Below are 12942 nucleotides of genomic sequence, written 5' to 3' on the forward strand. Positions count from 1 at the left end.
TTGCACGAGAAGTCGGCACCGCGCCTCCTACGAACCGCGAGGAGCCGCTGCGATGCAGCACGCCCTGGTACGCCCACGTCCTGATCCAGCACAGTTGCCTGGCCGGGCTGTCCGCCCCGGCGAACGGCAACACCGATGAAGAAGACCACCGGAGCGGTCGTCGGTCTCTTCGCCTCCGGTCCGCTTCTGCTGGCCGTTCCGATCCTCGCAGTCGGGGCCGGAACCGCTGCAGCCTCCTGCTCGACCGGCGGTCCACGGGCTGTGGATACCTCGGCCGTTGCCGCTCAGGTCAAGGCGATCCTGGACGGTGGCGGCAAGGGCACGGTCTCCGTGCCGGGTCTGGAGGACCCGGCGGAGCAGGTCCCCAACGCCAAGGCCATCCAGGCCACCGGCGTCGCGATGAACATCCCGGCCCGGGGCCAGATCGTGGCCCTGGCGACCGCCCTGCAGGAGAGCGGCTTGCGGAACTTGACCTACGGCGACCGCGATTCACTGGGCCTGTTCCAGCAACGACCGTCCCAGGGATGGGGCACCGCGAACGAGATCCTCGACCCGGTGCACGCCTCGACGATGTTCTACGAGGCACTGGAGAAGGTCTCGGGCTGGCAGTCCCTGTCCGTCACCCAGGCCGCCCAGGCGGTGCAGAAGTCCGGCTTCCCCGAGGCTTACGGGAAGTGGGAGCCTCTGGCCACCGCCTTGCAGCAGGCGATCGAGCCGCTGTTGTCGAAGGCCGGCGGCGCATCGCCGAGCCCCTCGCCATCCGGCTCGGACAGCACGGCCAGCGCTCCGCCGAGTGCCGCGGGCAGTTGCACCGCCGATGGGGACGGCACCGACTTCGGAACCATCCCGCCCGGCGCGGTGCCGGCCGGATACAAGATTCCGGCTGACGCTCCACCCAAGGTCCAGACGGCGATCCACTGGGCGCTCGGCCAACTCGGCACTCCGTACCAGTGGGGCGGGAGCTGCACGGACTCCCACGGGAGCGACCCCATGGGCCGCTGCGACTGCTCCTCCCTGATGCAGCAGTCGTACAAGGCCGCCGGGGTCGCCCTCTCGCGGACGACGTACACGCAGGTCAAGGAAGGCAAGCCGGTATCGGTCGACGCTCTCCAACCCGGTGACCTCGTCTTCACCGAGGGGACTGCCGAAGTCCCAGAACACGTCGGGATGGCCATCGGCCAAGGGTTGATCGTGAACGCCCCGCACACCGGCGACGTGGTCCGCCTCGCGACCCTCGCGTCCTGGAAGCCGCAGATTCTCGCGGCCCGTCGAATCGTCTGACCGGTGCTTCTCTCCCGCCCTCTTCCTGCTCCCCCTTCCTGCGCCGGCTTCGCCCATCGGGCTTTGACCTGCGTTTAATCGAACTGGAGTTCACAACCATGTTTCTCGCTGACAAAGTCGTCCAGCTCGCCTACGACCCCGGGATCAAGCCGAACGGGGGCGGGCTGCCGGGCCTGGCGGTCCTCAAGCAGGTGATGGGCTCGATCAACCTCTTCGGGATCATCGTCGTGGTCGGCGCTCTCGCCGTCAGCGCGGGCGTGTGGGCCTGGGGCCACCACTCCGGCGGCCACCAGGCCGAGGCGAACGGCAAGAAGGGCGTGTTGGTCAGCGCCGGCGCGGCCCTCCTGCTGGGTGCCGCGAACGGTGTGGTGGCGTTCTTCAGCACGCTGGGGAGCCAGGTCCACTGATGTCTCCCCGTTCCACAAATCCCGGCGGCGCGTCTCGCGTGCGCCGCCGGGCGCTGCTCGGCACCGCTGTCCTGGTGGTGCTCGTCGCCCTCGCCGGCCTAGCCGCCCACCTCACCCGCGACGGCATGACCGCATCCAAGGTTCCTACGGCGCATGCGAGTTCGGCTACCCCGGCCTCCCCGACCGCTCCTGCTTCTGCTTCGTCACCTCCGCACAACGGCCGCGGGGACCTGCCCGTTCCCCCGTCCACGCACGACCCGATCACCTTCGGTAAGGCGGCAGCCGCGGCGCTGTGGTCCTACGACACCCGCGCCTACTCCCAGCACGAGCTGCTGGCCGCCCTGCACGGGTGGCTGACCAGCGAGACGAAGTACGCCGATACCGCCTCGGTTGACACGCTCGTCCCCTCGCGCTTGCTGTGGAAGGAGATGGCCGCCAACGGCCAGTTGGCCACCGCCAAGGTGAACGAGGCGCACTTCCCCGACTCGTTCACCCAGGCCCTCCAGGCGGACCCCGGGGCGATCACCACCGCGTACGTCTACGCCGTGACGGTCTCCGGCAACCAGTCGATCGCCTGGAACGGCTCGCCGCACGGCGGCACCGAGAACCGCGTCACCACCCTCGCAGTCCAGTGCCGCCCCTCCCGTCCCTGCGCCTTGGCCGGTGTCCTGTCGGCCGTCGCGCCCTGACCCCCGCCCCAGAAAGGAGGTATCACCATGGGAGTCTGCGACTTTCCGCTGATGGACAAGGTCTGCGGCGCCGTCGACTTCGCCACCAACCCCGCCGGGACCGTCACCGACGGCATCGGGGCGTGGATCGCGAAGTCAGCTGGTGAGCTGGCCGCCAGCGCGGCCGATCTCGCCGCCAAGGCCGTCAACGAGACCACCGCCATCGATCTCAACGCCGGTTGGTTCCGGGACAACTACGAGCTGCTGTTGCCCATCGGCCTCGCCCTGACCGTCGGCACGTTCTGCATCCAGTTGATGCTCGCGGCCTGGCGACGGGACGAACGCGCCCTCGCTCAAGCAGCGATCGGCACGATGACCGGCGTCCTCTTCTCCTTCTGCGCCGTCGCCTTCACCTCCGTGGCCATCACGGTGGTCGACGCCCTGTCCGACGGACTGTTCCAAGCAGCCAACAGCTCCGTGGACGACGCGATCCGACGTGTCGTCAAGGTCAACGAGTTGGGGGCGATGTACGGCCTCGGGTGGGGCGTCCCAGCCCTGGTCGCCCTCGGCTGTGCGATCGGCGCCTTCATGTACTGGGGCGTAATGGTCGCCCGCAAGGTCGGCGTCCTGATCATGGTCGCCCTCGCGGTCTTCGCCGGATCCGGCGGCGGCTGGGAGGTCGCCAAACGCTGGCGGAGGGGCTGGATCGAAGCCACCGCCACCCTCGTCGTGTCGAAACTGCTGATGACCGTGGTCTTCCTGATCGGCGTCTCGGCCATGGGCAAGTCCGACGCCAAGGACGGAATGGCCGCCCTGTCCGACGCGATGGCCGGCATCGTCGTGATGATCCTGGTCCTGCTCTGCCCGTACGCCACCTACAAGTTCGTCCACTGGGCGAGTGACGGCGGCGGACACGACGACCTGCACCGTACCGGCGTCGCCGGCATGGCGGTCGCCGCAGGCGCCGCGAAGACCGCGGGCAGCCTCGCGATGCAGGTCGGCACCGGCACTCCCGCTCCGCAGGGGCCGAGCAAGGTCCCCGGCGCGGGCAGCGACGGTGTCGCCTCCGGCATCAACCCCACCGGCGGCAACCTGAGCAAGGAGGGCATCGACGCCGGGCCTCCGAAGCCGCAGACCCGCTTCCGGTACGGCGAGAACCCGAACGCCTCCGGCGACAAGGGCCGCGCCCTGATCCAGCGCCCCGGCATCCCCGCGCTGATCACACGGCCTGCCGACACCCAAGCAGGAGGCTCGGAGGGGAACGCTCATCCCGCCGCCGAGCCCGCTGGCGCGTCGATTCCCGGCAGCAGCCTGACCCGCGCAGGTACCGCTCCGCCCGCTGGCCCCACCGCACCGCCGCCGCCCTCGACCGGTCCTTCGGCGACCGGCTCCCCGACTCCAACGAGCTGGGTCTACCCCAACCAGCCGCCGTCCGGGTCCTGACCCACAACCACCCAGGGGGCGGGCTGCGTCCCTCCAGCCCGCCCCCCTATCCCTGACCACCCGAGTCGGAGTCCTGCCATGACCTCCAGAAAAGCGCCACGCCATCCGTCTTTTCCCGCCCGCTCCCACTGTCTGGAACCGCCTTGTCTGACAACCCCCAGGCCGAAGTCACCACGGCCACAGTGAAGTTCCCACACCGCAGCAGGCGCGGCATCCTGCTCGGCCTGACCGCCCCGCAGTTGATCGTCGTGAGCCTCACCGGCCTGCTCCTGCTCGCCGTGATCCTCGCCCGTGGCGTGGTCGGTGCTCTCGAACTCATCCCGCTGTGGGCCGGCATCGCCCTGCTCGTCTTCGTACGCTACCGAGGCCGGGCCCTGGCCGACTGGGCTCCGATCGTCACCCGGTACGCGCTCCGCCGGATGCGGGGCCAGCTGATCTGGCTGTGCCGGCCATCCCGCCGCCCGGTCCGCGAAGGACTCCTCCACCTGCCCGGGACCGCCGCCAGCCTGCGCGTGGTCACCGCACCCGACCGCCGGTACGGCGCCGTCCACAACCCCCACACCGGCACGCTGACCGCCGTCGTCATGGTGTCCTCCCGCGCCTACGCGCTGCTCGACCCGGGCACCCAGAACGCCAACGTCAACGGCTGGGGCCGTGCGCTGGCCGCACTGGCCCGCACCGGTCAGGTCGCCCGGATCCAGGTGATCGAGCGCACCGTGCCGGACTCGGGCGACGCCCTTCGCCGGTACTGGGAAGAGCACGGCCAACCCGATGCCCCGGTGGCTGGCCAGGTCTACAGCGAGCTGATCCAGAGCGCCGGCCCGGCCGCGGCTCCACACGAGGCGTACGTCGCCATCTCGCTGGACGCCAAGGCCGCCAGGCGCCTGATCAACCAGGCCGGAGGAGGTCTGACCGGATCCTTCAGCGTCCTGGCGCAGTTGACCTCGACCTTCGACCAGGCCGCGCGCACCGCCGGGCTCAACCCCACCGGCTGGCTCACCGCCCACGAGATCGCGGCAGTCGTACGAACGGCGTACGACCCCAAGGCACTTGCCCCACTGGACCGTTGGTCCTCCTCCGGGCGCCCCGAGGCCGACCCCGCCGCCGCCGGCCCCGTCGTGGTCGTCGAGAAGTCGGACCACATCGCGACCGACTCCGCCGTCCACTCGACGTACTGGGTGGAGAACTGGCCCCGCACCGAGACGTCGGCGGGCTTCCTACACCAGCTGCTGTTCACCGCCGGGGTGCGGCGGACCCTCTCGCTGTCGTACGAGCCGAAGGGACTGGACGCCGCCCTGCGCGATGTCCAGCGCAAGAAGGCCAGCGTGATCGCGGACGCCGCCGAGCGGGCGCGGCGCGGCCAGGTCGACTCCGAAGCGGACTCCATCGAGTACCAGGACATCAAGTCCCGGGAGCGCCAGCTCATCGCGGGCCACGCGGACGTCGCCCTGACCGGCCTGCTGACCGTCTCGGCCGACTCCGAGGAGGAGCTTCGTTCCGCCTGCGCGGTCGTGGAGACCGCGGCGGTCGGCGCCCAGCTCGACCTCAGGCCGCTCACCTGGCAACAGGCCGAAGCGTTCACCGCCGCCGCCATGCCGCTCGCCCTCGCCGCCTGATGCCGGCCCTCCTCCCTTCCGAAAGAGCACCCCCATGTCCCGCACCGCCAGCCCGACCGCGCAGGACTTCGTGCCCTTCGCCACCGCCGCGCTCGACTTCCACCGCGCGCTCAACGTGCCAGGCGGTCCCCTCGTCACCACCCGCGCCGAGCTGGACGCCCTGCACGCCCACCTCGTCTCGCTGCACGGCCTGCTCGATGCCCACGCCACCCGCACAGGCCAGCTCGTGCCGATCGAGGGAGACCAGCTCAACGCCGCCCGCACCCGGATCTGGCAGGCCGCCGACCACGTCCACGCCGCCTACCACGCGGCCCCCCAACCCCGTTCCGGCGAGGTCCCCGACCGCGAAGCGTGCCAGGCCGGCCTGCCAGAAGGCGCACCGGAGCTGACCATCTGCCAGCGCCACCAGCGCACCGCACACCTGGTCCGACGCCGCACCACCCCCGCTGACCTCCACGCCCCGTTCACCGGCCTCGTCCGCCACTGACCCCGCATTCCGTCTGGAGAACCGTTCATGCCCCGTACTCGCGCCAGCGCCTCCCACCTGTTCGTCCCCCGCAGGGCATCGCGGGCCGAGCAGCGCGCCGCACGCGCCGGTTTCGCCGAAGCCCGGCGCCAGGCCCGCCTCGCCGAAGCCCCGCCCAGGCGCCACGACGAGGAGACCCTCGACCCGGAGCTGCGGCCCACCTATCCGCCGTCCGGTCGCCCCGGCTCCTCCTCAGCACGCGGCGGCAAGCTCAGCCTGCCCGCCCACCGGATGACCACCGCCACCGTGTCCGGCGCCTACCCCTTCCTCGCCGAAGGCGGCCTGGGCGCGGAGGGCATCTTCATCGGCCGCGACGTCCACGCGGAGGCCGCGTTCTGCTACGACCCGTTCTCGCTGTACAGCAGCGGCCGGATCGAGGGCTTCACCAACCCCAACGCGGTCCTGGCCGGGATCATCGGCATGGGCAAGTCCGCGCTGGCCAAGTCCATCGCCACCCGGGCAATCGCCCACGGTTACCGGGTCTACGTGCCCTGCGACCCCAAGGGCGAGTGGACGGCCGTCGCGCAGGCTCTCGGCGGCTACAGCATCGCGCTGGGGCCGGGGCTCCCGGGCAGGCTGAACCCCCTGGATGCTCCGGCCCGGCCCGTCTCGGTGAGCGAGGACGACTGGTCGACCGAGGTCCGCAAGCGCCGTCTCTTGCTCCTGGCCGGCCTCGCGCGCACCGTGCTGAAGCGCGATCTCCAGCCGATGGAGCACACGGCCCTCGATCTCGCGCTGGACCTGGTCGTCACCGAAGCCGAGGCAGGCGGCACCGTGCCCCTGCTCGGCGAGATCGCGCACACGCTCGGCTCGCCCGAGCTCCTCGACCGGGCCCTCGGCAACCAGGCCGGGCGTATGGGGGCCGCAGCGCAGGACCTCGCGCATGCCCTGCGCCGTCTGGTCCACGGCGACTTGAGCGGCATGTTCGACGCGCCCTCGACCGTGGCCTTCGACCCGACCACCCCGATGCTGTCCATCGACCTCTCCCGTCTGGGCGGCTCGGGCGACGACACAGCACTGGTCCTCGCGATGACCTGCGCGAGCGCCTGGATGGAGTCCGCGCTCGCCGACCCGGACGGCGGCCGACGCTGGGTGATCTACGACGAGGCATGGCGCGTTATGAGGCACGTCGGCCTGCTGGAGCGCATGCAGAGCCAGTGGAAGCTCAGCCGAGGGCTCGGCATCGCCAACCTGATGGTCATCCACCGCCTCAGTGATCTGCTGAGCGCGGGCGACGCCGGCTCACGCGGCCGGGTACTGGCCGAGGGCCTGCTCGCCGACTGCAGCACCCGCATCATCTACCGCCAAGAGCCCGACCAGCTCGCCGCCGCCGCGTCGCTGCTCGGCCTGACCGGTATCGAAACGCAGGCCGTGTCCGCCCTGACCAAGGGCCGGGGCCTGTGGAAAGTCGCTGGTCGGAGCTTCATCACGCAGCACATCCTGCATCCGGCCGAGCGCGAACTGTTCGACACGGACGCCCGGATGCATACCAAAAGCACCGAGTTCACCGCAACTGATGCTTCCTCAATTTCCAGGCTGCGCAAGGAGGCGCGGCAGTGAGCCTCCGTGGGGTCACGGGTTCCCTGTTCGGTGCGGTCGAGGACGCCACCCCGCCCCAGCGCCGCCCAACGACCGGCCCGGCTGCGAGTCCGGACAGCGGCATACCGGCAACTGACGGGTACGACCGCCTCGCCGCAGCCCGGACCGAGGAGTTCACCGACCTGTTCCGCGAGGTCGTCACCGAGGAGTTCGGCGCGGTGGCCCGCCTGCATCAGATGCTCGAAACCGCCTCCGAGTGGTGTCGCACCCACGGTGCCCGAAGCAGCGCGTCCGAGCTGGAAGTCATCGCCTCCCGGCTGACCGACCTCGGGGAGGAGTTGCATCTCGTCGCGGAGAACGTCGACCACGAGATCCGCTTTCGGTCGCACCAAGCGGCAGCAGGGGTCCGCTTCTCGCCAGCGGCGTCGGCCCGGGGAACTTCCCCCGGCCAGCAGAGCGACGCTCCGGCTCCGGTCCCGCCATCCGTCACGCGCTCGCTGCCGCGTTCGCGGTGAGGCACCCGTACAGAAACGAGTAACGCCATGCCTACTTCTCCCGACTCCTCCGCCACCCCTGACCGCCGGCCGCAAGATGCCGACGAGCGGGCGGCATGGCGGGCGCGTGTCCAGGCCCTGGCTTACGCCGCCGACGGCATCAGGCAGGCTTCGGACCAGTGGGACGCGGTCTCCGACTCGTACTGCGACGAGGACGGCTGGCCCGTCGATGAAACCGGGTACGCCGACGGCAAGGTGGCCCGGGACGCCGCCGCCTGGGAGCACGTCGAGACCTTCCTGGCCCACGGCCCCGAAGTCCTCGCCACTGTCCGGGCCGCCACGCAACCGGCCGACTACCTCGACGGCCCGATCAGCACCGACCTGCTGCGCCTGCGGGGCATCGACTCCGTACTGGAGCGAGCAGGCGAGATCCGCCGCGAGTGGGATCAGGTCATCGCGCTCATGGAGGGGTCCATGCCCGGGTCGCGGGAGCTCTACGAGGAACGAGCCCGCGAGATCCGCAACTCCGAAGGCTGGCACTACGCCGACGAACTCAGCTACAGCGGAGCGGCGTTGGCCAGGGCTGCCGATCACCTGACCGACCGGATCGGCGTCGGCCAGTCCGCGCACACCGAGCGGGTCCAAGCGGCCTTGGCCCGATCCACCCACGGCCAGCACGGTGCCTCTGCCGCTTCGCCGCCCGCCTCGGCGGTGCCCGACCCCCCGGCCGTGCGCCGCTCGCGCTGACGCCTCTAGCACCGACCTCCGGCGAGGCCAAACCGTCCGATCGCCGGATCCTCGACGAACGCCACCACCCTACAGTCCCCACCCGGCTGCGGCTTCCCCCCGTCGTCGACCGCTGGGGACGGCCGACCACGGAGAAGCCCACATGCGCCCCGATCAGACCCTGGTCACCCTCCAGCGCGAGGGCACACGCGTCACGGCGCGCACCAGCGAACCCTTCGACCTGGCAGCCTCCGTTGGCACGTCGGAGTATGACCACCCGTACAGCCACCTGACCGCGCCGCTTCGGCAACGCGGACTGTCCTGCACCGTCGAGTACGGCCTCAGCGACCACATCGTCCACGCCGAACTTCCCGACGGCAGCGCCCTGATCATCTCTCCGCCCCAGGAACCGCCCACCGACCATCCGCCCGGGTATCCGGAGAGTTGGTTGGTGACGCGCGGGCATCCCGACGACTCCACGCTCCACGAAGTGATCTACGACTCGGAGCCCGACGGCCCCCACGCCCGACATGGCGGCAGCATCCCCCGCCTGCTCGCCGCCATCGACACCCGCCTGGATCAGCTCGGCCTACCGCCCCGACCGGAACCGCGGCGACCTGCCCACGAGAGCGGCGCCGACGCGGTGCTCCACCGTGCGGGCTTCGTCCCCGTCGTGCTGTTTCGCGAGCGCTTCCACCGGCTGCCCTTCGCCATGACCCACCTGGCCGAGCAGCGACAGATGGTGACCCGGGCCGTCGACATGCTTCAGGCCGAGGGTTTCGACGTCTCGTGCGATCCCGGCCTCCTCGACCCCAGCCTGCCGCCCCCTGGCGATCAGGGGCTCAACCTCGGCGACCGGCTCGGTCACCTGACCCAGTCCATCCGGTCGGCGGCGCACACGGGCGAGGTCGTCGCCGCACTGAGCGAGCTGACCGCTCCCGCTGACGGCGTTCTCCAGCGTCTCGTGGAGTCCCTCGACACGACGGCCGAGTGGTGGGAGGGCCTGGGCGAACCCGCCGATCCCCACTACGCGAACCGGCTGCGTTACATCGCCAAGAAGCTCGACTCCTACGCGTTGGACATTCGGTCCATGCGTGGCGAACTGGCCGACCGGCATACCGACCACCCCAACAGGGCCCAGAGCCGGGCGGAGCGGAGCGCACCGGAGGAACCAGCGGTGTCCCGAGTCGCCGCCGCTCTCGCGGTCTCGCCGACCGCACGGCGCACGACCCCACCCGCGCTGCCGTCAGCTTCAGCCGCACCTTCCTCCCTGCCTCCCGCCCGCCCTTCGTCCGCACCCGGTCGCTGACCGCTGCCCAGCTTGGAGCCCGCCATGTCCCGCACCAGCAGAACCGCCCCCGCCCTCGACCGCCCCTCGTCCCCTGCACTCACCGGATGGACCCGCCATGCCCGCCCCCGAGCACGACCCGCTTCCCGACATCGCGGTCGGGCGCCACCCCGACTTCGGCATCGTCGCTTCCAACCCCAAGCAACTGGCGGCAAGCGCCTGGGTGTTGAAGGGGCTCGACTTCCACCCCGTCCCCGACCACCCCAACCTGTACGCGCTGGCCAACCAGCAGCATGATGGGCAGGGCCGTGCCACCCGGGCCGTCGCGTTGCTGCGCAAGGCCGGCTACCGGGTCGACGTGGACGCCGCGTTCGACCCCTCGCCGGCCTCCGGACCAGCGCCCGCCCGCGACCGGCCCCCGCGCTTCGAGCCGGACGTCGCGTTCGCCGAGCATCCGCAGCTCGGCGTGGTCGCCGCCACCGCCGACAGTTCCTCCGCTCTCGGCGGCCCGCTCATCCTGGAAGAGCACGGCTGGCGGCACAACCCGAGCCTGGACATCTACACGCTGCCCATCACCACCGGCCGCAGCGAGGCGCTCGGCAAGGTCGCCACTGCCACGCTGGCGATGCAGCGGGCCGACCTCCAGGTGGCCGTGCAGCCCCTCCTCGCCCGGGACGTAGCAGCGCGCCGCTCACCCGCGCCTACGACGGCAGCACGCCATCAGCGCAGTCAGGGCTTCACCACTCACAAGCTCCCGATGAGCGCCATCGCGCTCGCCGCCAGTCCCACCCGCGCCGGCCTGCCGGGTCAGGCGCCGGTTGCCGCGCCCGCCGCCTCTGGCCCGGCGGCCCGCCCGGTGGACCCGCGCATCGCGTTCTCCCGCAACCGCTGACCCAACTCCTGTAAGGAGCAGTTCCCATGGCCGTGAAGACCCTTTGGCGGATCACCCATTCCTGTGGACACCAGGCTGAGCGAGACCTGTCCTCCCGGGCGGCCGACCGTCGCGCGGGGTTCGCCGAGTGGCTCGCCAAGCAGGAGTGCACCGATTGCTGGCGGGCCGCGAGGGATGGCGACGAGCAGGACAAGGCCGCCTGGCTGGAGGCCAAGCGCGCCGAAGAGCAGGCCGAGTCCGACACCTGGTCGCAGCAGTACCGAATGCCGCCCCTCGAAGGCCGCGAGCGCGCCGTCGCCTGGGGCGTGCGCTGCCGCCACCAGGTGCTGGCTGCCGCGTACACCACTCTGGTCCTCGAAGGCGGGACCAGCGAGGCGGAGTGGGAGGAGATCGAGCAGGCGGCTCGTACGATCACCCGCGCCGGCTGGTGGATTGATCAACGCTCCTCGGAGCCCGGCGACCTGACCGAGCTGCTCGAGGCGGCCACCGGGGCGGACCGGCCCACTGAAAACCCCCACTTCTGACGTCCGATGCCCCGCTTCGGCGGGGCACCGGATCGCTCACCCTGCCAGTGATGCGGACATGACTGGTCCGCTTGCCGACCCCACCGCGGCGAACCTGGCTTGGCCCCCTACCTCACGACCTAGTCGCCGGAGTTGACGGCCCAAGGACACCATCGTCCTGCCGTACCGGGCACGGCTTCTCCGAGGAGCAGGCGGCATTGGCGTTACCCGGTGATTGCCTGGACGACCTGGTCCCCGAGGTGGAGCAACTCCGCACTGGCCACACTCGCGCCAGTTTGCATGAGCGCAATCTTGATTCTCTGCCAAGCGGTCGCACGCTGCGCGGAGTCTTGCCCACTGTCATCAAGAACCGCCACGGCTTGGGCGTACTCCTGACGCTGGGCTTCAGCCACATGCGGCTCCAAAGCACGCAACTGCGCAACCAAACCGTGCCCTGGCCGCGGCGCGGGCACCCGTCGAACGCGGCGTCGCCCGTCTGAAGTCCTGGCAGATCTTCCGCAGATCCCGGTGCAGCCCCAACCGCATGACGGCAATCGCCAAGGCCATCCTCACCCTGGAGTGGCAACGCTGAAGAAGCACATTGTGTTAGCCGCTGGAAGGAGCTTCAGCTCTTTGCGCTAAACAGGTCTACCACCAACGGCATACCTGACTTCCATTCGAAATTCTCTGTACCACTTCGACGCCCTCAGCTCCAGGATCGAGCGGCGCATCTGGTCCATATCAAGTTCGCCTTTACTGTACTTTCCGACATCCTCCAGGAAAGACAGCGCTTCCTTGCGCGGCCTATGATTCCTAACGATCGAAATTAATTCCTTTGGGATGGGCACCCCGGGCCCAATCTTCGCGTAAAGCGACCGCGAGAAGTAGACATGCAGAATTACTTTGCAAAAGTGCGAACGCCCCGTCCCCGGGAGGATATTACCCGAGTGGAGGCTAAACAGCACAGCCTCTCCAAGCAGTCCGGCCGCCTCGCCACGAAAAGCCGTTGCGTGCGTCCGGGAAACCAGAAGAGCTTCTTCAAGCTCATAAAGAGAGCGAGGCGATGTGACCGCCGACACAAGGGCGCGATAGGCTCCCAGTGAGCGGTGCCCAATTGCGCCCATGAATCCGATGGTGACGAGCCTCCTTCCATCGCTCGCGTGCTCAAACTGTGGCAATCTCCAGAGCAGCTCCCGCTCCATTCCCTCGGGATCACGCGTGTAACAGGTGGTCGCCACCCACATATAAGCCTCACTTTCGCGAGGGTCCGGAGATGTTTTTGCGATATCCTCCAGCTTTGATTCCAACTCGAGCAGTTTTACGGCTTGCTCCTCGCGCTTCGAGCACAAAAACGAATCTAGAGGTTCAGAACGGACCATTGGGAAGATCGGTGAAACAATCCACGAGTTACCAACTCTACTGTCCTCCGGCGTTACGGCACCTATGTTTTTCACATCTGCATTAGGTGCTTGCGTGAGGACTGCAGTGCCGCCTCGCCGAGCATCGAGCATCGAAAGCGTGGGGCGCTGACTCGCGTTATAGGGCAGCTCGCGATCTGT

General features: G+C 69.7%; 13 protein-coding genes and 1 pseudogene. 13 read left to right on the forward strand and 1 reads right to left on the reverse strand.

Annotation, left to right across the window (positions count from 1 at the left end; translation table 11 throughout):
• The first annotated feature begins 135 nt into the window (after positions 1-135).
• The 13 genes and pseudogenes from ACWD5D_RS36215 to ACWD5D_RS36275 form a co-directional block, all read left to right on the forward strand.
• Positions 136-1281 carry a C40 family peptidase gene (locus ACWD5D_RS36215; RefSeq protein ID WP_451377042.1) on the forward strand — a complete coding sequence of 382 codons (1146 nt, stop codon included), beginning with the start codon at positions 136-138 and terminating at the stop codon, positions 1279-1281.
• A 98-nt stretch (positions 1282-1379) separates the two neighbouring features.
• Complete coding sequence (locus ACWD5D_RS36220; RefSeq protein ID WP_037655321.1) at positions 1380-1688, forward strand: DUF6112 family protein; 309 nt, start codon at positions 1380-1382, stop codon at positions 1686-1688.
• Positions 1688-2377, forward strand: a complete 690-nt coding sequence (locus ACWD5D_RS36225; protein WP_451377043.1) for a hypothetical protein — start codon at positions 1688-1690, stop codon at positions 2375-2377. Before ACWD5D_RS36220 ends, ACWD5D_RS36225 begins: the two co-directional genes overlap by 1 nt.
• 27 nt (positions 2378-2404) lie before the next feature.
• Positions 2405-3799 (forward strand): SCO6881 family protein, encoded by a 1395-nt coding sequence (locus tag ACWD5D_RS36230; protein WP_451377044.1) that lies wholly within the window; start codon positions 2405-2407, stop codon positions 3797-3799.
• Between the two features lie 143 nt (positions 3800-3942).
• Positions 3943-5415: an SCO6880 family protein gene (locus tag ACWD5D_RS36235; RefSeq protein ID WP_451377045.1), complete on the forward strand. Its 1473-nt coding sequence runs from the start codon at positions 3943-3945 to the stop codon at positions 5413-5415.
• A 34-nt stretch (positions 5416-5449) separates the two neighbouring features.
• Positions 5450-5902 carry a DUF6238 family protein gene (locus ACWD5D_RS36240; RefSeq protein WP_451377046.1) on the forward strand — a complete coding sequence of 151 codons (453 nt, stop codon included), beginning with the start codon at positions 5450-5452 and terminating at the stop codon, positions 5900-5902.
• A gap of 27 nt (positions 5903-5929) precedes the next feature.
• Positions 5930-7501, forward strand: a complete 1572-nt coding sequence (locus tag ACWD5D_RS36245; RefSeq protein ID WP_451377047.1) for an ATP-binding protein — start codon at positions 5930-5932, stop codon at positions 7499-7501.
• Positions 7498-7995 carry a hypothetical protein gene (locus ACWD5D_RS36250; RefSeq protein ID WP_451377048.1) on the forward strand — a complete coding sequence of 166 codons (498 nt, stop codon included), beginning with the start codon at positions 7498-7500 and terminating at the stop codon, positions 7993-7995. The genes ACWD5D_RS36245 and ACWD5D_RS36250 overlap by 4 nt, the downstream gene beginning before the upstream one ends.
• Positions 7996-8022: 27 nt before the next feature.
• A complete protein-coding gene (locus tag ACWD5D_RS36255; protein ID WP_451377049.1) occupies positions 8023-8721 on the forward strand; it encodes a hypothetical protein in 699 nt (232 codons plus the stop codon).
• Between the two features lie 142 nt (positions 8722-8863).
• Positions 8864-10009, forward strand: coding sequence for a hypothetical protein (locus ACWD5D_RS36260; RefSeq protein WP_451377050.1), 1146 nt, complete (start codon positions 8864-8866; stop codon positions 10007-10009).
• Positions 10010-10106: 97 nt separating this feature from the next.
• A complete protein-coding gene (locus ACWD5D_RS36265; RefSeq protein ID WP_451377051.1) occupies positions 10107-10880 on the forward strand; it encodes a hypothetical protein in 774 nt (257 codons plus the stop codon).
• 26 nt (positions 10881-10906) lie between these two features.
• Positions 10907-11404: a hypothetical protein gene (locus ACWD5D_RS36270; RefSeq protein WP_451377052.1), complete on the forward strand. Its 498-nt coding sequence runs from the start codon at positions 10907-10909 to the stop codon at positions 11402-11404.
• 343 nt (positions 11405-11747) lie between these two features.
• A pseudogene (locus ACWD5D_RS36275) lies at positions 11748-11975 on the forward strand (transposase family protein); the annotation flags it as partial.
• Between the two features lie 46 nt (positions 11976-12021).
• Here the strand turns inward: ACWD5D_RS36275 and ACWD5D_RS36280 are convergent.
• The coding region (locus ACWD5D_RS36280) for a hypothetical protein (protein ID WP_451377053.1) at positions 12022-12942 on the reverse strand (921 nt) is incomplete at its 5' end.

Source organism: Streptomyces sp. NPDC002520 (assembly GCF_053595235.1).